Here is a 21,225-nt window from a genome sequence, read left to right as displayed (position 1 = left end):
TTTAAGGGGCTTTTTGCGTGTGGCAAGCCCTTCTAGGGCTAATAAAAAGCCACCCGCTATGCGGGTGGATGATTACTAAGCAGCATTGATTGCCTTTTGAAGACACATTGCCGCAACTAAGATTTATTATCGTTCCGGGTAAACTTGTGGCCGAAATAAATATTTTTTGAATTGCGGTTTGTTAGCGCTTGCACAGATGAGAAAAATTTGCTATGCTAGAAGGTAAATAATGTGCGTCATTTAACAATTGGAGCGAAACGGATGACAATTCAAAAAACTGCCCGAATTCCCCGAAAGACCTTGGAACGACTACTCATTTATTATCGCGTCCTCTGCAATTTAGCCGATAATGGCCAACGCCGGATTAAATCTCATGAATTAGGCCAAGCCACTCAAATCGATCCGTCGACGATTCGTCGGGATTTTTCTTGCTTTGGTGAGCTGGGGCGGAGTGGTTACGGTTATGATATTGCCCATTTGCTGAGAATTCTCGGTGAAATTTTAGAAGTCGATGAACCACAGCTGCTAGGATTGGTTGGTGTGGGTAATTTAGGCCGAGCATTATTAAAAAATAATTTTCGGCGCAATCCTAATATTTCAATTGTCTGTGCATTTGATGCTGATCCAGCAATTATTGGACAAACGATTGATGAAGTGACTGTCCAACCAATGAGTGAATTGGCCGCGACTTTAGCTGTCCAACAAATTAATACTGTGATTTCAACAGTGCCAAGCCATTCTTTGCAGGCGGTTGCTGATTTGTTAGTGAATAATGGGGTTCGTTCAATTTTAAGTTTTGCGCCGGAGCCAATTATTTTGCCAGCCGGAATTCATATGCGCTATTTGGATTTAACGTCAGAAGTACTGAACTTATTACTTTTGTCAGAAGATAAGATTGCTTTAAAGACACCTTAACAGAATTAATTTCAGGTCAGTGGTTGACGTTGCGCTTTTTTTAAGCTAGAATTTTGCTAACGACATGTTAATTAAAGACTGTGAACAAGAGCGGTGGCAGCAATATTCGTCAGTGAGAAAATGATTAGTGAGAAATTTTCCGAATGGCTGTCAGCGGTAGCTTGGGAGTTGCGTAAGTGAATCAAGTAGTTTGCGCCGACCGACATCGTTATTGTCATTTAAGCGGAGCAGTGATGCTCAAGTTAGGTGGTACCGCGATTAATCGTCCTATTTTTGAATAGGGCGATTTTTTTATTGATTTAATAAAATTGTTCATAATTGGCGTATTTATTTAAGGAGTGATAAACATGGCAACAGAAATGGCACCGAAGTATGATCCACAAGCAGTTGAGACTGGCCGTTATCAGACTTGGCTTGATGAGGATGTTTTTAAACCAAGTGGTAACAAAAAAGCCAAACCTTATTCAATTGTTATTCCCCCGCCTAATGTAACTGGTAAATTGCATTTGGGCCATGCTTGGGACACAACTTTACAAGATATGATTATTCGCCAGAAGCGGATGCAAGGTTATGACGTTCTTTGGCTGCCTGGCATGGACCATGCTGGGATTGCTACGCAAGCTAAGGTAGAAGCTAAATTGCGTGAGCAGGGACTTGATCGCCATCAATTAGGTCGTGAGAAGTTTGTGCAACAAGTCTGGGATTGGAAAGACGAATATGCCGCTACAATCAAGGCTCAGTGGGCTAAATTAGGCTTGTCGTTAGACTATAGTCGTGAACGCTTCACGCTTGATGCTGGCTTGTCGAAAGCAGTTCGCACTGTTTTCGTTAAGCTTTATAACGAAGGCTTGATTTATCGTGGCGAGTACATTATTAATTGGGACCCACAACTACAAACAGCTTTATCCGATATTGAAGTGTTACATCAGGACGACGAAGGGGCTTTCTACCATGTTCGTTATCCATTAGCTGATGGGTCTGGTGATATTGAAATTGCCACAACGCGTCCGGAAACACTACCAGGTGATACAGCAATCGCTGTTCATCCTGGGGATCCACGTTATGCAAACTTAGTTGGCAAAATGGTCAAGTTGCCCTTAACTGATCGTGAAATTCCAATTATTGAAGATTTTTATGTTGATCAGGAATTTGGAACTGGCGCAGTTAAAATTACCCCAGCACATGATCCTAATGATTTTGCTGTCGGCAATCGTCATGATTTGCAACGCATTAACATCATGAACGATGATGGCACGATGAATGCCAATGCTGGTGCTAAGTATGATGGCATGGATCGGTTTGAAGCTCGTAAAGCAATCGTAGCTAATTTGAAAGCTGCTGGTTATTTATTAGACGTTGAAAAAATCACTCATAGTGTTGGACACTCAGAACGTTCAGGCGTACAAGTTGAACCACGCTTATCGACGCAGTGGTTTGTCAAAATGAAACCGTTGGCTGAGTTAGCATTACAGAATCAAAATTCAGCTAATAAGGTTAATTTTGTACCAGAACGGTTTGAAACAACTTTTGTTAATTGGATGGAAAATATCCATGATTGGGTTATTTCACGACAACTATGGTGGGGTCATCAAATTCCCGCTTGGTACCGCAATGATACTGGCGAGATTTATGTTGGTATGGACGCTCCGAAAGACATTGAAAATTGGCATCAAGAGACAGACGTGTTAGATACTTGGTTCTCTAGTGCTTTATGGCCATTCTCAACAATGGGCTGGCCTGACACTGATAGTGCTGATTATAAACGCTATTTCCCAACCAATACTTTGGTAACTGGCTACGATATTATTCCATTCTGGGTTGCGCGGATGATTTTTCAAAGCTTGAAGTTTACTGGGCAACGGCCATTTGAAAATGCGCTGATCCACGGTTTGATTCGTGATGAACAAGGCCGTAAAATGAGCAAATCGCTGGGCAACGGGATTGACCCGATGGATGTGATCAAGAAGTATGGTGCCGATGCTTTGCGTTGGTTCTTGTCAACTGGATCAACACCAGGTCAAGATACGCGTTTCAGTTATACGAAGATGGATTCTGCTTGGAATTTCATTAATAAGATTTGGAATGCTAGTCGTTTTGTCATTATGAATTTAGGCGATGTTAAAGCCAGCGATAAGTTGCGCAATCGGGATGAATTTGATTTGTCTGACCGTTGGATTTTCAGCCGCTTGAATGAAACTATTGCTGATGTGACGCGTTTGAATGATCAATTCGAATTTGGCGAATCAGGTCGTTTGTTGTATAACTTCATTTGGAATGACTTCTGTGATTGGTACATTGAAATGAGCAAAGCAGTTTTAAATGGGACTGATCAGCATGCTCAAGAATTAAAACGACAGAATTTATTATATGTCTTGGATCAAATTTTGCGGTTGATGCACCCAATCATGCCATTTGTTACTGAAAAAATTTGGCTATCAATGCCGCATCATGGCGAATCTTTAACAACCGCTAAGTACCCGGAATTCAATAGCGACTTAACAGATTTGGCGGCAGTTGATCAAATGAATGCTTTGATTGAAGTGATTCGTGGCGTCCGCAATATTCGGACTGAAGCAAATGCACCAATGTCTAAACAAATTGAAATTATGATCAAAACTAAAACGGCAGTGTTGGAAGAGACTTTAAAGGGTAACTTAGGTTTCTTGGAACGTTTCTTAAATCCAACAACCTTATTGATCGGCCCTAATGTGACTGCGCCGAAATTGGCGATGTCGAATGTCATTACTGATGCGGAAATTTTTGTACCGCTAGCTGAGTTAATTGACCTTGGTCAAGAAATCAAACGTTTGACTAAAGAAGATGGTCGATTAGCACAAGAAATTCAACGAATCGATCGTAAACTAGGTAATCAAGGATTTATTGCTAAAGCCCCAGCAGCGGTAGTTGACGAACAACGAACAAAACGGGCCGATTACGTCGGACAACAACAAGCTGTTCAAGCACGAATTGCCGAGTTAAAAGCAAATCAAGCCTAGTTGGTGAGGAGGTGAGCTGATGATTGAAACAGTGGCAGAAGCAATCGCTTATATTCATCAACGACCGCGACTTCATCGTAGTAATAAATTAGATGTGATGCATCAAGCCTTAGCTTTATTTGGCAACCCTCAAGATAAATTTCCCACGATCCATGTGACGGGGACTAATGGGAAGGGAACTGCGAGTCACTTGATCAGTCGCTTGTTAGTGGCCCATGGGTACCACGTAGGCTTGTTTACGTCACCGTTTATTTTAAGGTTTAATGAGCGTATTCAAATTGATCAGCAACAGATTCTGGATGACGATCTGTTAAGGTGGACGCAAAAGCTTAGCACAGCATTAGGTCAGGCTAAGCTAGCTTTAACTGAGTTTGAATTCGTGACGGTACTGATGTTTTGTTATTTTGCCGAGCAAGAAATTGATGTTGGTGTTATTGAGGTTGGCATTGGTGGTGCCCATGATCGCACTAATGTGATCGATGCGGAGATTGGTGTGATCACATCAATTGGCCTAGATCACCAAAAATTGATTGGGCCGACGTTGGCCGATATTGCTCAAGAAAAGGTCGGCATTATTAAATCGCAACAAACTGTTTTTGTTGGTAAAATTGCGACTGATTTGCAGCCAATTATTATCAAAAAAGTTCACGAGCAACAGGCACATTTAGTACAGATAGATCAAGATTTACAAATTAAGCAGTTACGCCGTCATCATGGTCAGGCACAGTTTACTTGGCAGTGGCTGACAGCAATCCCGCCTTTAAAATTAACTGGGCTAAAAATGCCCGCATGGGGGGATTGGCAACTTTGGGATGCCAGCTTAGCATTAGCCGCGGCTGAGCAATTCTTGCAACGACGTCAAGGCCGACTTGATCCAGTACTAGTGAAGCGCGTCCTAATCAATTTTAATGTGCCTGGGCGTTTAGAAGTGATCAGTCAAGAACCATTGTTGATGTTGGATGGCGCCCATAATGTGCCAGCTGTAACTAATTTAATTGCCAATATCCAGCGAGATTTCCGTGGTCAACCAATTCATTTGATTTTAGGAATGATGGCGGACAAGAATATTGCTGAAGTCGCACACTTACTGGCGCAAACCAATTGGCGGATTACTTGGACCACAGTCGCCAATAATCCGCGGGCTGCTAGTCAAGCAGAATTAGCCCAGCAAATCGGCCAACCGTTCGCCTACAACGAATCTTGGCAGGCTGCCCTACAGAATTTTCTCCAAGAAGATGGTGGTGAAGGTTTGTATCTGTTTGCGGGATCGTTTTATTTGATTAGTGAAGTTCGCCAATTCTTTATTTCCGCTGAAAGTTAAGTATGAAACTTAAGTTAAAAAAGTCACCTTTTCGTATTTAAAAGCGAAGAGGTGATTTTTTATGGAAAATAAAGTCACCGTTTTGACGACAGTGCCAGCTGCGCCAGAACGGCTATTACCACGAGAGTTAGTTGATCAGCATGGCGTACAAGCGGCGTCAGATCAGGAATTATTACAAATTATTTTACGAACAGGCACATCCAAATATTCAGTGGCTAAGTTGGCTGGATTATTATTGCAACATTATGATAATTTAGCATTTTTAGCCCAAGCTAATTTGACTCAGTTGCAAGAATTTCCAGGAATTGGCTTGACCAAAGCAATTGAATTACAGGCCGCGTTCGAATTAGGACGGCGTTCTTTGCAGCAATCCCAATTGCGTCGTGGTGTTGTGGTGTCCTCGGGGATGATCGGTCAGCAACTGGTCGAGCGGATGCAGGGAACTGTTCAAGAAGAATTACGTGTTATTTATTTGGACACGAAGAATCAAATCATTCAGGAACGATTAATTTTTACTGGTAGTTTAAATAGTTCAGTTGCTCATCCGCGAGAAATCTATCATTACGCAGTGTTACTATCAGCGGCGCGCCTGATTGTGGTCCACAATCACCCAAGTGGTCAGGTGACACCTTCACAAAATGATCTGGTGTTTTCGCAACGGCTGGTTAAATGTGGTGAAATGATGGGAATTCAATGTCTGGATCACTTGATCATCGGAAGTAAACAATATTTGTCATTGCGTGAAGCCAAATTTATTTGAAACCTAATTTTTTTGAACGATGGATAGCGCTTGTGACCAAAGGCGGTCAATCGGTGAGCATAAACGTAAATGACTGATATCCAGACTCGCAACAAGCTAATTCGTCAATATTTCGAGCCGTAAAATTTATTTTTACTCAGGTGAAAAACTGATGTCAGCAGGTCAATTTCGCGACTATTCACCGAATTGGTTTTCTTAGAAAACATTTTTGTTTTTCATTCCTCCTCAATCCTGCTAAAATGAAAGTTGACTAGTCATGGCATTGTTTAAGTTTTCCTAGTGAAACCTTTTTAACGTTTTGCCATTATGGTATAATTTCTTTTAGTATAATTTTGGTTTTTTAAGGAGAAGAAAACATTGCTAGGATTCGGTGCGAAGAATATTGGTATAGATTTAGGAACTGCCAATACATTAGTTTATATTGAAGGAAAAGGGATTGTTTTAGACGAACCTTCAGTCGTTGCTAAAAATACAAAAACTGGCGAGATTATTGCCGTTGGTTCCGAAGCACGCGATATGATCGGCCGAACTCCTGCAAATATTGTAGCGATTCGACCGATGAAGGATGGCGTGATTGCCGATTATGATACAACTGCAGCCATGATGAAATACTTTATTGAAAAAACTGTTGGTGGTGGCAAGCCATACGTGATGGTTTGCGTACCTAGTGGCGTTACTGAAGTTGAGAAGCGGGCAGTTATTGATGCAACCCGTGTGGCTGGTGCTCGTGAAGCTTATGTGATTGAAGAACCATTTGCTGCAGCGATTGGTGCCGGTTTGCCAGTAATGGATCCAACTGGTAGTATGGTGGTTGATATTGGTGGTGGGACCACTGATGTGGCCACAATTTCATTAGGTGGCATTGTTTCATCACGCTCAATTCGAATGGCTGGCGACAAAATCGATGAATCAGTTATTTCTTATGTCAGACAACATTTCAATCTGTTGATTGGTGAACGGACTGCTGAGCAAATCAAAATTCAAATTGGTTCTGCTTCAGTTGAAAAGGCTGGCGAGTTAGAAAATATGACTATCCGTGGTCGTGATTTGATTTCCGGTCTACCTAAAACAATTGAAGTTTCAGCTACTGATGTTGCGAAAGCAATTCAAGAAGTGATTGATGCAATTATTGCTGCTATCAAAGAAACACTTGAAGAAACCTCGCCAGAAATTGCTGCTGACGTGATTGATCATGGGATTGTTTTAACTGGTGGTGGTGCTTTATTGAAGAACTTACCAGAAGTGATTTCTGATGCGACTAAGGTGCCAGTTTTCATCGCACAAGACCCGCTTGATTGTGTGGCAATTGGTACTGGTGAATCACTAAAAAGTATTGAAGTTATGAAACGGAAACACTAAAATCCGAATGGCGGGCCTGTCCCGCTTTTTTGATTTATGGAGGATTTAATGAATAAGTTCTTTTCTAACAAAAAACTGATCATTGTGATGGTCACTTTGATCGCGGTTTTTGGGATGATTTCAGTTTCGATTGGTTTGCGGAATAACCGCAAAGCACCTGTTTTTGTCCAACGTTTTGGTAATGATACTTTAGGCATTGTTGGTCGTGTGATTACGACACCAGTTAATGCTGTCCGTAATTTCTCTGGTAATATTAGTGATTTGTTTAATACTTATGATGAGAATAAGGCTTTAAAAGCTGAAGTTCAGGATTTAGCTGAGACTAAAGTTCAAAATCAGACTTTGAAAAACGAAAATCGTGATTTAAAGAAACAGTTAAATTTAAATGAAACCCTAACTGACTATTCAAAAATTACCGCAGCGGTTATGAGCCGCTCGCCAGTGAATTGGCAGAATTATTTAGTGATCAATCGTGGTTCTGCTTCAGGTATCAAGAAAGATATGCCAGTTATGTCTGGTTCAGGCCTAATTGGGCGGATCATCGAAGTTGACAAAACCAATGCCAAAGTGGAATTGGTTTCTAGTGACAATAATTCCAGTAATCGGTTTGCTGCCGAAATCAGTGTTGATGGTGGCACACCTGTTAGTGGCTTGATTACAGGTTTTGATGACACGACTGCTACTTTGAAGATGAGCCATTTAGTGACCGCAGATAAAGTAAAGAAGGGTCAAAAAGTGATTACCTCAGGCCTAGGTGGTTTAACACCACGTGGCTTGTTAATTGGCACCGTCGTTAAAGTTAAAAAAGATAACTATGGTTTAGCAAATACAATCTATTTGAAACCGGCAACTAATTTGAATAATTTCTCTGTTGTTACGGTAATCAATCGGGCCATTGGGGATGATTAAATGAAAGCACAACCACGGCAATATCAACATCGTTGGCTGCTACCATTGGTCATTGCAATCAATTTTTTCCTGGACGGCAGTTTAAGCTTAGTCTTTTCAAATTTCTTTTATGATAATAATTTACAAATGGCACCGCAGTTAATCCTTTTGAGCGTGGTGATGTGTACCTTTGCATTTCCAGAATCAAAAATGCTGTTTTGGTACGCGCTATTAGCCGGTTTAGCTTATGATTTATTTTATACAGGTTTAATCGGCCAATACATGTTGATTGTGCCATTAACGTATTTGATGACCAAAGCATTGATGAATTATTTTCTTCCCAGCGCGATTTATGAATTAGGTGCTGATATCATTTGCGTTTTAGTTGCACAAATGATTCTTTACTTTCTTGCACATTTCTTTGGCATGACGCAGGCTGGTGTTGGGCAATTTATTAGCAATGCTTTAGCACCGACAATCATTCTGAATGTCATCTTATTTTTAATCTTTTATTGGCCAAATAAATGGGCGTTACACTTTATTCATCGCAATCACGGGAGGTAACTACTTTGGAAAATGTTTTTCTACGGGGACGTAATGATGGTTATGAAATTGAAATACCGGCTGATCGTAATTTTACTGATAGCCTAACAGACTTACAGGCTTTATTAAAAAAAGTTCGGGCTGAAGATACTAGTACCACAGAAATTAGTTTTAAGGTACGAACTGGTCGGCGAATTTTGACAGCTGACCAACGTCAGGCTTTGTACGATTTAGTTGCTCAATTTACTAACTTCAAAATTTTAGAAGTCACTGCTGATGTGATGGACCAGCAAACGGTGGCGACTTTATTACGCTCCAAACAAGTTCACTTAGTGCCTAATACGATTCGGAGTGGGCAAGAAGCAAGTTATGATGGCGATGTGGTGCTATTGGGCAGTGTTCATCAAGGGGCAACGTTAAAGGCTTCGCACAATATTTACGTGGTGGGGACCGCCCAAGGTATTTTACATGCTGGCTATCCTGATAATGCTGAGGCAATTATTGCTGGAAATCTACAACAGGCTGCCCAGCTACGAATTGCTGATTTGGTCGAAATCGTCGCTGATGACCAGAGTATTACCCGAGCACAGTTCGCCTACATTGATGATTTGCATAAATTAATTACCGCGAAGTTGACTGAGTTGCCAAAATTGAAACCGAAATTATATCAACAATTGGAGGAACAATAATGGGAACAGCATTAGTGATCACCTCTGGTAAAGGTGGCGTTGGCAAGACCACAACGACAGCAAATCTAGGAACGGCATTGGCACTATTAGATAAAAAGGTTTGTTTAGTTGATTTGGACTTAGGCTTGCGTAATCTTGATGTCGTTATGGGCCTACAAAATCGGATTATTTATACAATTGTCGATGTTGTTGCTGGTAAAGTGAATTTAAATCAGGCTTTAATCACGGACAGTCGGTTTGATGGTAAATTAAAATTACTGCCAGCTGCTCAAAATACTGATAAGAATGTCCTAACACCAGAAAATGTTCGCCAAGTAGTCAATGAATTGAAGCAAAGTTATGACTTTGTGTTGCTCGATTGTCCAGCCGGGATTGAACAAGGCTTTGAAAATGCTGTTGCTGGTGCTGATGGTGCTATCTTAGTCACAACACCAGAAAATGCAGCAGTTAGTGATGCTGATCGGATTATTGGGATTCTTGAAGATCACCAGCTAGAATTTGCGCCACGTTTAATTATTAATCGCATTCGCAAGCATCTGATGAATCAGGGCGAAATGATGAGTATTGATGATATTACTGATCATTTAGGTATTCAGTTATTAGGCATTGTTTTCGATGATGATGGCGTGATTGCTACTACTAATGCTGGTGAACCAGTTGCGCTTAATCCGGATAATCCTGCTAGCCAGGGCTATCGCAATATTGCCCGGCGAATGTTGGGTGACAGTGTGCCATTAATGACTTTGAAGGAAGAGACTGCACCAGAACCTAAGAAAGGTTTTTGGCAACGTTTATTCCATCGTTAGTTTTTTTAATAAAAATTCATTTTTTCCTTGACATTTTTATTGGCAATGCTAAAATAATGTCAATCTAATAAATATGCAATTGCGATAAATTGTCCCGATGTTAACCGCTATGCTAAGAGAACTTCTGGCCGGCTGTAAAGAAGAGATATGTTAACATGCACAACAATTTTTGCTGATCAATGTCAGTCTGTTAATAACTGGTTTTGGTAACAAATTATTAATACTTAAAGTTGGTCCGGTTGCCGCCGTTAGTGGTCAGTTTTTTTAAAACTGGTGGAGCCATTTATTGTGAGATAAATGGGATCATGAGGTGGAACCGTGTTTATACATAATGAGCACCCTCTAGACGATTATCGTTTAGAGGTTTTTTTTTTATCTAAAAAAGGAGTGAGTCAAATGAGTTGGCAATATTTTACAGGAATTTTTCCGGCGTTATTAAGTGGGACTAGCATGACTTTAAGTATTTTTGGATTAACTTTGTTATTAGCTTTGCCATTAGGGTTATTGGTTAGTGTGGGGTTACGCAGTCATTTTAAACCATTGCGAGCTTTGCTGGACTTTTATGTTTGGGTGATGCGAGGCACACCACTATTACTGCAATTGATTTTTGTTTTCTATGGGTTGCCATTAATTCATTTGGTGTTAGAACGATACAGTGCTGCCTTGTTTGCGTTTGTATTGAACTACGCGACTTACTTCGCCGAGATTTTCCGTGGTGGTTTACAAAGTGTTGATCAAGGCCAAATCGAGGCAGCCCAAATGCTGAAATTAAAACCAAAACAAATATTTATGCATATTATCTTGCCTCAGGTGAATAAAAAAGTTATTCCAGCAATTGGCAATGAAGTGATTAATTTAGTCAAGGATTCATCTTTAGTTTATGTGATTGGGTTAGGCGATTTATTACGTGCTGGTAATATTGCGATGGCTCGCGACGTGACTTTGTTGCCGTTGTTGGCGGTAGCAGCCATTTACTTGGTACTGACAGCAGTTCTAACGTGGTTGTTGCGTCGGGCTGAGCGGCACTATGCGTATTATGAATAGGAGGGGTTTTGATGTTAACTTTAACGAATATTAGCAAGCAAATTGATCAGCGGCAAATTCTAAAGGCTGTTTCTTTAACCGTCAAGGATGGAGAAACGTTATGTATTGTAGGTCCTAGCGGTGCAGGTAAAACAACCTTATTGCGAATTATTACGGGGCTGATTGATTATGACCAAGGTCAGATTCAGTTAAATCAGCGGGAATTTCGACCAAGTCGTGATAATTTACAACAAGGTGTGATTGGGGGTGTTTTCCAAGATTTCCGGTTATTTCCACATTTAACAACTTTAGAAAATGTGATGTTAGCACCTAAATTGACGGGTTTGTTAAGTGCCGATGAAGCCCGCCAACAAGCAACTGAGTTGTTGACCCAGCTAGGTTTGGAACAACAGGCGCAACAATACACCTTTCAATTATCAGGTGGCCAAAAGCAGCGGGTCAGTATTGCGCGTGCTTTAGCCCTCAAGCCCCAAATTCTTTGCTATGATGAACCAACTTCAGCCTTGGATCCTAATTTACGAGATAGTGTCAGCCAACTGCTGCTGCAACTTAAACAAACTGGGATGACGCAAATCGTTGTGACTCATGATCTAACCTTTGCAGAGCAGATTGCTGCTCAAACTTATCACTTAGCACCATTACAGTGAGGTGTTAGCCATGATTAAAATGAAAAAAACACTACCAAGTTTGCTGTTACTATTACTTGGCCTGATACTAAGTGGTTGTGGTGGCGTGCGGCAATTGAAACAGGTTGATCAGGGCCAGCGCCCATTAATTATTGGCTTGGATGATACCTTTGTACCGATGGGATTCCAACGTCAAGACGGCAGTTTAGCTGGCTTTGACATTGATTTAGCTCGAGCTGTCGGGAAAAAGATGCACCAAAAAGTGACTTTTCAGGCGATTGATTGGAATATGAAGGAAACTGAGTTAAAAAATGGCACGATTGATTTGATTTGGAACGGCTATACCAAAACACCAGCACGAGCAAAAAAAGTAGCCTTTTCTCAACCCTATCTCCGTAATCAACAAGTACTAGTCACTCTGCGAAAAGACAAGATTAATAGCTTCGCGGGAATGCGTCAGCAAAAAGTCGGCGTTCAAAATGGTTCATCAGGGCAAACCTTATTTAATCAGCAGTCGCAAGTCTTAAAAAATATTGTTGCTGATCACAGCGCTGTTTTATATGAGAATTTCAACACGGCATTTTTAGATCTACAAGCAGGTCGGATTCAAGGTGTAGTTGGTGATAGTATTTATGCTGGCTATTATGTTCGCCAACAGCACAGCGCTAATAAATATCGTATCATTAGTGGCGGTTACCCGGAAGAAACATTTGCCATTGGGATGCGGAAGCAAGATCGACAGTTGAAACAGCGCATTAATCAGGCGTTGGTTGCCTTAACGCGTGATGGTACTGTTTCTAAGCTTAGTCAGAAGTGGTTCCAACAAGATTTGGCAATTAAATAGTTGTTGCAAAATTGCTCACAGTAAAACTCAACCAGCATAGTGGCCGTTAATAATCATTAAGTTGGGTAAGGCACTGTAGCATAAGCGCTTTTGAAAATCGGTGAGCTGAGTTTGATTTTAGCACTTTACCGATCGTTTTAACCGCTGCTGATTTTGAAAAAAGGTCCGGTAAAAGTTGACTTTTGAACGGTTTCACGGTTAAATGAAAGTATCATAAATCAGAATAGACCATCACAAAGGGGAGCTCATGCAGCTGAGAGTGATTTCGGATCAGACCCTTGAACCTGTTGTGTTAATACACGCGTAGGAATTGTGATGGAGTGAAAACACTCCGACTTTGTTGATGGTTAAATTCAAAGGAGGAGTATTTTTATGCATGAAAATGAACGATTACAAGTAATGGTGGAGGGCGCTATTTTTGCTGGCCTTGCCATGGCTTTAGAATATGTGCCACATGATTTAGGGGTTTCTTCGGTACAGTTTGCTTATGGTTTGATCCCGTTAGGTATTTATAGTCTGCGCCGCGGACCAATACCTGGCATGATGGCTGGACTGGTTTGGGGGCTATTAGATATGTGGCTGCGCGGGAGCGGTTCGCTGTTTAATCCGTTACAAATAATATTGGATTATCCTTTGCCATTTGCTTTGGCCGGCTTAATTGGTATTTTTCACCGTCAAGTTAAGACTGCACTACAAGCAAATCGCTGGTCACTTGCATTAGGCTGGATCACAGTCGGTTTTTTAATTGGTGATTTAGCAAAATATACGGCGCATTATTTCTCTGGTGTTTTTTTCTGGGGGCAATACGCGCCTAAAGGTCAATCAGCTTGGTTATACTCTTTGGTGATCAATGGCGGTAGCTTCATTGCTAATGCGGTTTTAGGTGTGATTGTCTTTGCACTGATTGTCCGGTTACTGCCTAATTTGTTAACCCGTCATTTATCGGTTTAATAACTAAATCTGCCAGCAGCTGGTAGCTAAATAAATTTTTTTAAGAAAAAACTGGGCCTTTATTCAAACTGATTTTGGATATGATGGCCAATAAGGGACATCACTAGATTTCTGTCTTTACGATTACTGTGGTAGTTTCAGATTAGGCCACAATCAGGTGATGTCCTTTTGTATGGCGCTGATGTTTAAGAATAATTTCCAAACAAGTCATTTAGCCACAGTAATCATGGTTACAGCGGGTTCTTTGAATCACTTTAAAATTAGAGTAAAATAAAAACGTGCTGCCGCTGAGCCAGCACGTTAAGTTATGAAGATGATTTGTGGAAAGAGCGGTAATGGTATCTAGAAGCCTAGGGCACTAACAGCACCGAAGACGACACCAGCGACAGTAATAATGATCATTAACCAGACAAAGACCATTGTAATTTTGCTAAAAGTACTTTTTTTCTTTTTCAAGTTGACACCTCGTTTACTTATTCTATATCATTCTACTTAAAAGCGCTGTGAATTTCAATCTAAATTGTGAAGTAAGGAAGAACATTGATGACGGGTAATTTAAGAATGTTGGGGATTTTACTCCCTCTAATTGGCTTAACAATTGGTATTTTAGCCCGGACTTTATTAGCCCGGTTCTTGGGGCCCAAGTGGCGGTTCTATGATTTTCTGCCGCCGTTTTTAACAGTGGGGACTGAATTGTTAGCTCAAAGTGCTGATATTCAGGGGACCTGGGCTTTTGGTATTATTGGCGTATGTGTGCTAGCCTTGGCTTACGCGGCCTTTTTGGCAGTCGATCATCATGAAATTCTCTTTGGCCATTACTTTCGCGTGGTTTGGCGCCTTTATTTACTAATTAGTTTTGTTTGGTTTGCATTCATGCTTTTCTGGTTATTAATGAAATGATCAACTAATGTTTAGTAAGCCCAGCCAGACAAGTTTTTGGGATGTTTTATTAAAAAATAATTACAATTTTATCATTTTTTTAAAAGCCTTGCTATCAAGGCTTTTTTTATTTTTGCAAATTGTGGAGGATAACTGAGATAAAGTGGTTAATAGTGGGGGGATGTGGTAAAATTTAAACAAGATAGGGGGTGAAGCAATGTTAATGGGTGAGTTTCATCATACAATTGATGCCAAAGGTCGACTGATTGTGCCAGCTAAATTTCGTAGTGAGTTAGGCGATAATTTTGTTTTGACTCGAGGCATGGATGGTTGTTTGTTTGGTTATCCAATGCCTAAATGGCAACAATTAGAGGCAAAACTTGACCAACTCCCCCTGACCAAGAAAGATGCTCGGGCGTTCGTGCGTTTCTTTTATGCAGCGGCAGCCGAGCAGGAAATTGACAAGCAAGGTCGAATTAACATTGCTAAACCATTACTTGAATTTGCTCATCTAAGCAAAAATTGTGTCGTTGTTGGAGTTTCTGATCGCATTGAGATTTGGGATGAGACACTTTGGCAAACCTTTAATCAAGAGGCAGAAGCCAACTTCGATGATATTTCTGAGAATTTACTGGATTTTGATTTATAAGTCAGTGTTAATTTAGAGAAGAAGAGGTGAAAACATTGTTCAAACATCAAACCGTCCTTTTAAAAGAAACAGTCAACGGTTTAGCACCACATGATCATGGTATTTATGTAGATGCGACTTTCGGCGGTGGTGGTCATACCCGCGAATTATTGAGCCGATTTAAAGGCGGACATGTTTTCGCCTTTGATCAAGACGAAATTGCGATTGCTAATGGGCAACGATTATTACAAACAGATCCAACTTTTCAAGATGCTCAGCGAGTTACTTTGATTCATGCTAACTTTCGACAGTTGTTACCAGAATTGCAAAAACTAGGCATTGATCACGTTGATGGTGTGCTATATGACTTGGGGGTCTCCTCACCGCAACTTGACCAAGTAGACCGTGGCTTCAGTTATCGCTTAACAGCACCGCTAGATATGCGAATGGATCAGGACAATCCGCTGACAGCAGCAATTATAGTCAATCAGTGGTCTTATCAGGATTTGGTCCGAATTATTCACCGCTATGGGGAAGAAAAATTTGCTAAACCGATTGCGCGGGCAATTGAACGGCAACGCGCAATTGCTCCGATTACCACAACCACTGAATTAGCAGAACTAGTAAAGACGGCTATTCCTGCGGCTACTAGACGGACTGGCGGTCATCCCGCTAAGCGAACTTTTCAAGCCATTCGCATTGCCGTTAATGATGAATTAAGTGCCTTGTCTGATAGTTTAGATCAGGCCATTGCTTTATTAGATTTAGGCGGACGTTTGAGCGTCATTACTTTCCAATCGTTAGAAGATCGGATTGTTAAACAAACAATGAAATCATATGCTGAAGTAGAGTTACCACCGGGTTTACCAGTGATTCCCGAAGAATTAAAGCCAACTTTAAAAGTTGTCCAGCGTAAGCCAATTTTACCAACGACGGAAGAATTAGCTGAGAACCATCGCGCTCACAGTGCCAAGTTACGTGTTGCTGAGAAAATTAAATTATTTGATTAAATAAGTTTAATTAAATATTGGGGTATTTAAAATGAATGATAATACAGTTAGAAAAATTGAAACCGAGCCTTTAGTTACACCAGATGCACCGGCAACACCGGCCCACGTTGACCAAGAACAATCAGCGCGCGTCGCTTTTTCCGGATTGGAACGTGTTTGTGCCTGTTGTGCTGGGATTGCCACCATTGCTTTAATGATTTTCCTCGTACATACGAATGTTGGCATTGCTGGCACCCAGCGACAACTGCAGGATGTTCAAGTTAAAATTTCGCAGATTAAGGCGACTAATGTTGATTTACGCCAAGAAGTAAGTGAGCTCTCAAGCTCTGATCGTCTGTCTGCCTATGCTCAAAAGAACGGGTTAACTTTTAATGATGCTAATGTGAGGAATGTCAGCAAATGACCCCAAAAGAAGTTAGAAATAGAAAAACAGCTAGGAGGACGCAGCAAAATCGGATCAAGACAGGATTTATCTTGATACTGATCATGTCAGCAGTTCTCCTGTTTTTTATCGTTCGCTTTGGCTATATTGCCGCCAGCGGTCACGTCGGTGCAGTTGACCTAAGTGAAAAGACCAAGCAAATTTATCAACAAGATAATGTTTTGCGCGCTCGTCGGGGAACGATTTACGATACAAATGCGAATATTTTGGCGGAAGATTCCAATGTTTATACTTTGTATGCGGTGCTCGATAAGAAGAGCGTTAGTGCGGCTGGTAAGCCACTTTATGTCACTGATAAGAATAAAACGGCCCAAGTTTTAAGTCAGTATATTAGTTTGCCGGCAGATAAGATTCTGCAATTTTTATCGCAAAAGAATTATCAGGTCGAATTTGGGAGTGCCGGGCGTAACCTATCATTAGATACGAAGCAAAAAATTGAGGCTGCCAAGTTACCAGGCATTTTCTTTACTGATACTCCATCAAGAATGTATCCTAATGGGACTTTTGCATCACATATCGTCGGTTTGGCCCAACTAGCAGATACGAAAACGGCTGATAATATTAGTACCAAGCAATTAACCGGTATATTAGGCATCGAAAAATATTTTAATAAAGCACTCACTGGTAAAAACGGTTCGCAAATTAGCAAACGTGATTCATATGGTTATAATATTCCCGGGTCAAAAACAGTGACCAAACAGGCAGTTAATGGTAGTGATATCTATTTAAGCCTAGACGCTCGTTTACAAAGTTATTTAGAGCAACTGATGCAAAATGTTCAAGATAAATATCAACCGAAAAAGATGGACGCAGTCTTAATGAACGCGAAAACTGGTAAGATTGTGGCAGCCACGCAACGGCCAACTTTTAATGCCGCTACGAAAAAAGGCTTAGGGGATCTTTGGCGCGATAGCTTAGTGGAAGATACTTATGAACCAGGTTCAGTTTTTAAACTGTTAACTTTGTCGGCGGCAATTGATTCTGGCCATTATAATCCGAATGCTACTTATCAATCAGGTTCGGTTACAATTGGTGATTCGACGATTCATGACTGGAATAATTCTGGTTGGGGCACAATTCCATTTTCTGAAGTCATTCCACGGTCTAGTAATACTGGGGCAGTGGCAATTGAACGCAGTATGGGGGCCGATATTTGGCAACAGTATCTGAATCGTTTTCATGTTGGTCAAAAAACTGGCATTACTTTGCCAGGGGAGGCAAGCGGCAGTATTCAATTTAAAACCCCGCTTGATCGCGCAGTTACTTCCTTCGGTCAAGGGATCGATGTGACGGTGATGCAGATGATGTCCTATCTAAGTGCAATTGCCAATGGTGGTAAGATGCTGCAGCCACAAATTATTGATAAGACTATCAATAGTCAGGGTAAAGTGACTAACTATCCCACAAAAGTTCTGGGTCAACCGATTACCGCCGATACCGCTAAGCAAGTGATTGCGGCGATGCGAGATGTTGTTGAGAAGGATTATGGGACTGGTTCAGTTTTCAAAATTGATGGTTATGAGAATCAAATTGCTGTGAAAACGGGGACGGCACAAATTGCCGGCGATGATGACAAGTATTTAACTGGCTCAGAGAATTACATTTTCTCAGTTGGGGGAATTGCCCCAGCTGATGATCCAGAGTATGTTTTGTACTTAACTGTTCAGCAACCTGATTTAACGGATACTTCTGCTGAAAAAATTATGTCAGAAATTTTTAATCCGTTAATGAAACGGGCTTTGAAATATCGGACGACCAGTGCTAACTTAGACGAAAACGCGATTAAAATGCCAAAGCTAACCGGCTTAACGACCGCTGAGGCAGCGAAAACTGCTCAAGAAAAGGGATTAACTGTTGCTCAAGTTGGCCAAGGTGCGAAGATTGTGCAGCAATTACCTGCGGCCGACGAAAAAGTGATTGCCAAACAGCGAATTGTGTTGTTGACCGAGGGCGCAATGACGATGCCGAATGTTGTTGGCTGGTCAAAAAATGATGTGTTAAAATTAGCAGAGATTACTGGTTGTCAATTTAAATTTAGTGGTACCGGCTATGTTACTAGCCAAAGTCTAAACGCTGGCGAAGTGCTGACCACAAATAAGACGATTACTGTCAAATTGGCAGAACCATAAAACAGGAGTGAATGAAGATGCAAGTGCCAATCGTTGCACTAATTAGTGCATGCTTACTGACAAGCTTGATTTTACCTTTCTTTATTAGTTACCAACGTCGTCATGACGAAGGCCAACAAATCCGTGAAGAAGGGCCTAAATGGCATGCAAAGAAATCTGGCACCCCAATTATGGGAGGTTTGGTTTTCCTTAGCGTGATTATTTTAGTATTATTAGTTTTAGGGGCGATTTTCCATCAATTGACTACTAGCTTATGGTTGTTTATTTTAGTGATTTTCCTCTATGGAGCAATCGGCTTCTCTGATGATTTTATTAAGCTGGCAAAGAAACGGAATATGGGATTAACCGCGATTCAAAAGTTTAGCGCTCAAATTCTGACAGCAGTTTTGTTCTTGGTCATCTTGATGAATGATCACCAACCTCATGCCTTACCAATGCCAGGCACACTGAATCCAGTGCAGGCACCAATTATTTTTGCGATTTTTGTGGGGATTTGGTTAGTCGGTTTCTCCAACGCAGTTAACTTAAGTGACGGTCTTGATGGGTTAGCTGGTGGTTTGAATGTGATTGCTTATGGTAGTTATGCTGTGTTGGCTTATCGTGATCATAATCAAGTGATGCTAATGGTTTGTTTAGCGGTTGTCGGGGCACTGGTGGGCTTTCTTTTCTTCAACCATAAACCAGCCCAAATTTTTATGGGTGATGTTGGTTCCTTGGCTTTAGGTGGTGGCTTAGCGGCTATCTCAGTGATTTTACAACGTCCTTGGTCATTATTGCTGATCGGCTTGGTTTTTGTTTTGGAAACTGCTTCCGTTATTTTACAAGTGGGTTCTTTTAAATTATTTCATCGCCGAATTTTCTTGATGACACCAATTCATCATCACTTTGAAAAATTAGGTTGGTCAGAGACTAAAGTTGTCATTGTCTTCTGGCTAGTGGGACTATTGAGTTCAATTTTGTATTTGTCATTATTTCATTAAAAAGTATCATTAAAAATTTAAGAAGGGTCCCTTATCATGAAAGAAATTACCGATTATCAAAATAAAAAGGTCCTCGTTTTGGGCCTAGCCAAAAGTGGCTTGCATGCTGCCTTGCTGTTACACCGACTAGGCGCTTTAGTCACAGTTAATGATCATGCGCCACTGGAAAAAAGTCCGGATGCACAAGAATTGGTGGCCGCAGGAATTCGTGTTATTTCTGGCTCTCATCCTTTAGCATTATTGGACGAAGATTTTGCAGTTATGGTCAAAAACCCAGGTATTCCCTATTGGAATCCCATGGTTAAGCGGGCACAGGAAATCGGTTTACCGATTATCACTGAACCAGAACTAGCTTCGGAAGTACTGGACGGTGAATTAATTGGGATTACAGGCTCTAATGGTAAGACAACCACCACTACCTTGATTAATTTGATGTTGAATCAGGATCAAGCAACAACGAAAGCTTATGTTGCTGGTAATATTGGTGTTCCAGCAACTGAAGTCGCTGAGAAAATCAAACCTGGTCAAACAATGGTGACGGAACTATCAAGTTTTCAATTGCTAGGTGTCACCAAGTTACGTCCGCATATTGCTGTTTTAACGAATATTTATGAGGCTCATTTGGACTATCATGGCAATCGCCATAATTATGTGGAAGCAAAAATGCATTTAATTCAAAATCAAACAGCCGCAGATTATTTTGTGGTTAATTGGGACAGTGATGAGTGGCAACAGCTTAGCCAACGGACTAAAGGACAGGTCGTGCCATTTTCACGACAAGGTTTAAGTCATGAAGGCAGCTACGTTGATGATGGGCAAATTTATTTTCGCGGGGAAAAGATTTGTCCAACGGCAATTATTAAAATTCCTGGACAACACAATGTTGAGAATGCTTTGGCTGCAGTCGCCGTTGCAAAACTTAAGGGTGTCAGCAATGCAGCAATTATTAAAGTCCTAGAAACATTTTCGGGGGTCAAACATCGCATTCAATTTGTGGAAGAGTGGCAAGGTCGTCGGTTCTACAATGATTCCAAAGCAACCAATATTGAAGCAACAACCGTGGCTTTACAAAGTTTTGAGCAGCCGATTGTTTTAATTGCTGGTGGCTTGGATCGAGGGTTCACTTTTGAAGCACTGGTGCCGTTAATGAAGCAGCATGTCAGAGCGATGGTTGTTTATGGTGAAACTGCTGATTTAATGATTACTGCTGGCCAACAGGCTGGGATTAAGGTGATCAAGAAAGAGGCTGATTTGGTTGCAGCAACCAAGACGGCAACGGCTTTATCACAAGCCAATGAAATCGTCTTATTATCGCCAGCTGCAGCTAGCTGGGATCAATTCAAGACTTTTGAAGATCGTGGCGATTTGTTTATTAAAACCGTTGCAACAATTACTGGTGAAACCGAGGAGTAGGA

Annotated in this window: 21 protein-coding genes, 1 riboswitch and 1 other annotated feature; of the genes, 20 read left to right on the top strand and 1 reads right to left on the bottom strand. The window is 41.0% G+C overall.

The genetic code is table 11. The features are described 5' to 3' along the window. The first annotated feature begins 261 nt into the window (after positions 1 to 261). The 13 genes from EKM81_RS04640 to thiT all read left to right on the top strand — a co-directional run bounded on the left by EKM81_RS04640 (position 262) and on the right by thiT (position 13,742). Positions 262 to 915, top strand: a complete 654-nt coding sequence (locus tag EKM81_RS04640) for a redox-sensing transcriptional repressor Rex (RefSeq protein ID WP_125649060.1) — start codon at positions 262 to 264, stop codon at positions 913 to 915. A gap of 71 nt (positions 916 to 986) precedes the next feature. Next, positions 987 to 1,188, top strand: a binding site (T-box leader). Positions 1,189 to 1,262: 74 nt separating this feature from the next. Beyond that, entirely contained in the window at positions 1,263 to 3,911 is a 2,649-nt protein-coding gene (locus EKM81_RS04635; RefSeq protein ID WP_125649058.1) for a valine--tRNA ligase, read from the top strand. 19 nt (positions 3,912 to 3,930) lie between these two features. Continuing rightward, positions 3,931 to 5,232, top strand: coding sequence for a bifunctional folylpolyglutamate synthase/dihydrofolate synthase (locus EKM81_RS04630; RefSeq protein ID WP_125649055.1), 1,302 nt, complete (start codon positions 3,931 to 3,933; stop codon positions 5,230 to 5,232). A 61-nt stretch (positions 5,233 to 5,293) separates the two neighbouring features. After that, the gene (gene radC, locus EKM81_RS04625; RefSeq protein ID WP_125649052.1) at positions 5,294 to 5,992 is read left to right on the top strand and encodes a RadC family protein; all 699 of its coding nucleotides are present in this window, start codon (positions 5,294 to 5,296) and stop codon (positions 5,990 to 5,992) included. Between the two features lie 357 nt (positions 5,993 to 6,349). Continuing rightward, entirely contained in the window at positions 6,350 to 7,351 is a 1,002-nt protein-coding gene (locus EKM81_RS04620) for a rod shape-determining protein (RefSeq protein ID WP_125649049.1), read from the top strand. Positions 7,352 to 7,399: 48 nt separating this feature from the next. Beyond that, a complete protein-coding gene (mreC, locus tag EKM81_RS04615; protein WP_125649046.1) occupies positions 7,400 to 8,260 on the top strand; it encodes a rod shape-determining protein MreC in 861 nt (286 codons plus the stop codon). Next, positions 8,261 to 8,803, top strand: coding sequence for a rod shape-determining protein MreD (mreD, locus tag EKM81_RS04610; protein WP_125649043.1), 543 nt, complete (start codon positions 8,261 to 8,263; stop codon positions 8,801 to 8,803). Between the two features lie 5 nt (positions 8,804 to 8,808). Continuing rightward, positions 8,809 to 9,471: a septum site-determining protein MinC gene (locus EKM81_RS04605; protein WP_164509208.1), complete on the top strand. Its 663-nt coding sequence runs from the start codon at positions 8,809 to 8,811 to the stop codon at positions 9,469 to 9,471. Continuing rightward, positions 9,471 to 10,277, top strand: coding sequence for a septum site-determining protein MinD (minD, locus tag EKM81_RS04600; RefSeq protein ID WP_125649037.1), 807 nt, complete (start codon positions 9,471 to 9,473; stop codon positions 10,275 to 10,277). Before EKM81_RS04605 ends, minD begins: the two co-directional genes overlap by 1 nt. A gap of 396 nt (positions 10,278 to 10,673) precedes the next feature. Next, positions 10,674 to 11,321, top strand: a complete 648-nt coding sequence (locus EKM81_RS04595; protein ID WP_125649033.1) for an amino acid ABC transporter permease — start codon at positions 10,674 to 10,676, stop codon at positions 11,319 to 11,321. 11 nt (positions 11,322 to 11,332) lie between these two features. Then, positions 11,333 to 11,968 carry an amino acid ABC transporter ATP-binding protein gene (locus EKM81_RS04590; RefSeq protein ID WP_125649030.1) on the top strand — a complete coding sequence of 212 codons (636 nt, stop codon included), beginning with the start codon at positions 11,333 to 11,335 and terminating at the stop codon, positions 11,966 to 11,968. 19 nt (positions 11,969 to 11,987) lie between these two features. After that, complete coding sequence (locus tag EKM81_RS04585) at positions 11,988 to 12,791, top strand: amino acid ABC transporter substrate-binding protein (protein ID WP_125649069.1); 804 nt, start codon at positions 11,988 to 11,990, stop codon at positions 12,789 to 12,791. A 227-nt stretch (positions 12,792 to 13,018) separates the two neighbouring features. After that, positions 13,019 to 13,118: riboswitch (TPP riboswitch) on the top strand. Between the two features lie 45 nt (positions 13,119 to 13,163). Beyond that, complete coding sequence (thiT, locus tag EKM81_RS04580) at positions 13,164 to 13,742, top strand: energy-coupled thiamine transporter ThiT (protein ID WP_125649027.1); 579 nt, start codon at positions 13,164 to 13,166, stop codon at positions 13,740 to 13,742. A gap of 342 nt (positions 13,743 to 14,084) precedes the next feature. On the opposite strand, the gene EKM81_RS04575 is transcribed toward thiT, so the two are convergent. Next, the gene (locus EKM81_RS04575) at positions 14,085 to 14,198 is read right to left on the bottom strand and encodes a DUF4044 domain-containing protein (protein WP_125649024.1); all 114 of its coding nucleotides are present in this window, start codon (positions 14,196 to 14,198) and stop codon (positions 14,085 to 14,087) included. A gap of 87 nt (positions 14,199 to 14,285) precedes the next feature. On the opposite strand from EKM81_RS04575, the gene EKM81_RS04570 reads away from it, so the two are divergent. The 7 genes from EKM81_RS04570 (at position 14,286) to murD (ending at position 21,223) form a co-directional block, all read left to right on the top strand. Then, positions 14,286 to 14,642 (top strand): DUF3397 family protein, encoded by a 357-nt coding sequence (locus tag EKM81_RS04570; protein WP_125649021.1) that lies wholly within the window; start codon positions 14,286 to 14,288, stop codon positions 14,640 to 14,642. 196 nt (positions 14,643 to 14,838) lie between these two features. Further along, positions 14,839 to 15,270, top strand: coding sequence for a division/cell wall cluster transcriptional repressor MraZ (mraZ, locus tag EKM81_RS04565; protein WP_125649018.1), 432 nt, complete (start codon positions 14,839 to 14,841; stop codon positions 15,268 to 15,270). 35 nt (positions 15,271 to 15,305) lie between these two features. Beyond that, on the top strand, positions 15,306 to 16,259 hold the full coding sequence (gene rsmH, locus EKM81_RS04560; RefSeq protein ID WP_125649015.1) for a 16S rRNA (cytosine(1402)-N(4))-methyltransferase RsmH: 954 nt from the start codon (positions 15,306 to 15,308) through the stop codon (positions 16,257 to 16,259). Positions 16,260 to 16,290: 31 nt separating this feature from the next. Then, a complete protein-coding gene (ftsL, locus tag EKM81_RS04555; protein WP_125649012.1) occupies positions 16,291 to 16,662 on the top strand; it encodes a cell division protein FtsL in 372 nt (123 codons plus the stop codon). Next, complete coding sequence (locus tag EKM81_RS04550; protein WP_125649009.1) at positions 16,659 to 18,830, top strand: penicillin-binding protein; 2,172 nt, start codon at positions 16,659 to 16,661, stop codon at positions 18,828 to 18,830. Before ftsL ends, EKM81_RS04550 begins: the two co-directional genes overlap by 4 nt. Positions 18,831 to 18,847: 17 nt before the next feature. Then, positions 18,848 to 19,810: a phospho-N-acetylmuramoyl-pentapeptide-transferase gene (gene mraY / locus EKM81_RS04545; RefSeq protein WP_125649006.1), complete on the top strand. Its 963-nt coding sequence runs from the start codon at positions 18,848 to 18,850 to the stop codon at positions 19,808 to 19,810. 36 nt (positions 19,811 to 19,846) lie between these two features. Next, positions 19,847 to 21,223 carry a UDP-N-acetylmuramoyl-L-alanine--D-glutamate ligase gene (gene murD, locus EKM81_RS04540; RefSeq protein WP_125649003.1) on the top strand — a complete coding sequence of 459 codons (1,377 nt, stop codon included), beginning with the start codon at positions 19,847 to 19,849 and terminating at the stop codon, positions 21,221 to 21,223. The last annotated feature ends 2 nt before the right edge of the window (positions 21,224 to 21,225 follow it).

The sequence above is a fragment of the Lapidilactobacillus gannanensis genome (assembly GCF_003946675.1).
GTDB classification, from domain to species: domain Bacteria; phylum Bacillota; class Bacilli; order Lactobacillales; family Lactobacillaceae; genus Lapidilactobacillus; species Lapidilactobacillus gannanensis.
Note: the sequence above shows the minus strand (reverse complement) of the source record. Positions and strands in the feature narration are given on the sequence as shown.

What these genes read in the sequence shown, in the direction of transcription:
- EKM81_RS04630 (WP_125649055.1), top strand. Translation starts at nt 3,931, where the DNA reads ATGATTGAAACAGTGGCAGAAGCAATCGCTTATATTCATCAACGACCG.
- EKM81_RS04570 (WP_125649021.1), top strand. Translation starts at nt 14,286, where the DNA reads ATGACGGGTAATTTAAGAATGTTGGGGATTTTACTCCCTCTAATTGGC.
- EKM81_RS04595 (WP_125649033.1), top strand. Translation starts at nt 10,674, where the DNA reads ATGAGTTGGCAATATTTTACAGGAATTTTTCCGGCGTTATTAAGTGGG.
- ftsL (WP_125649012.1), top strand. Translation starts at nt 16,291, where the DNA reads ATGAATGATAATACAGTTAGAAAAATTGAAACCGAGCCTTTAGTTACA.
- EKM81_RS04590 (WP_125649030.1), top strand. Translation starts at nt 11,333, where the DNA reads ATGTTAACTTTAACGAATATTAGCAAGCAAATTGATCAGCGGCAAATT.
- EKM81_RS04585 (WP_125649069.1), top strand. Translation starts at nt 11,988, where the DNA reads ATGAAAAAAACACTACCAAGTTTGCTGTTACTATTACTTGGCCTGATA.
- EKM81_RS04550 (WP_125649009.1), top strand. Translation starts at nt 16,659, where the DNA reads ATGACCCCAAAAGAAGTTAGAAATAGAAAAACAGCTAGGAGGACGCAG.
- EKM81_RS04635 (WP_125649058.1), top strand. Translation starts at nt 1,263, where the DNA reads ATGGCAACAGAAATGGCACCGAAGTATGATCCACAAGCAGTTGAGACT.
- thiT (WP_125649027.1), top strand. Translation starts at nt 13,164, where the DNA reads ATGCATGAAAATGAACGATTACAAGTAATGGTGGAGGGCGCTATTTTT.
- murD (WP_125649003.1), top strand. Translation starts at nt 19,847, where the DNA reads ATGAAAGAAATTACCGATTATCAAAATAAAAAGGTCCTCGTTTTGGGC.
- mraY (WP_125649006.1), top strand. Translation starts at nt 18,848, where the DNA reads ATGCAAGTGCCAATCGTTGCACTAATTAGTGCATGCTTACTGACAAGC.
- minD (WP_125649037.1), top strand. Translation starts at nt 9,471, where the DNA reads ATGGGAACAGCATTAGTGATCACCTCTGGTAAAGGTGGCGTTGGCAAG.
- radC (WP_125649052.1), top strand. Translation starts at nt 5,294, where the DNA reads ATGGAAAATAAAGTCACCGTTTTGACGACAGTGCCAGCTGCGCCAGAA.
- mraZ (WP_125649018.1), top strand. Translation starts at nt 14,839, where the DNA reads ATGTTAATGGGTGAGTTTCATCATACAATTGATGCCAAAGGTCGACTG.
- mreC (WP_125649046.1), top strand. Translation starts at nt 7,400, where the DNA reads ATGAATAAGTTCTTTTCTAACAAAAAACTGATCATTGTGATGGTCACT.
- EKM81_RS04640 (WP_125649060.1), top strand. Translation starts at nt 262, where the DNA reads ATGACAATTCAAAAAACTGCCCGAATTCCCCGAAAGACCTTGGAACGA.
- mreD (WP_125649043.1), top strand. Translation starts at nt 8,261, where the DNA reads ATGAAAGCACAACCACGGCAATATCAACATCGTTGGCTGCTACCATTG.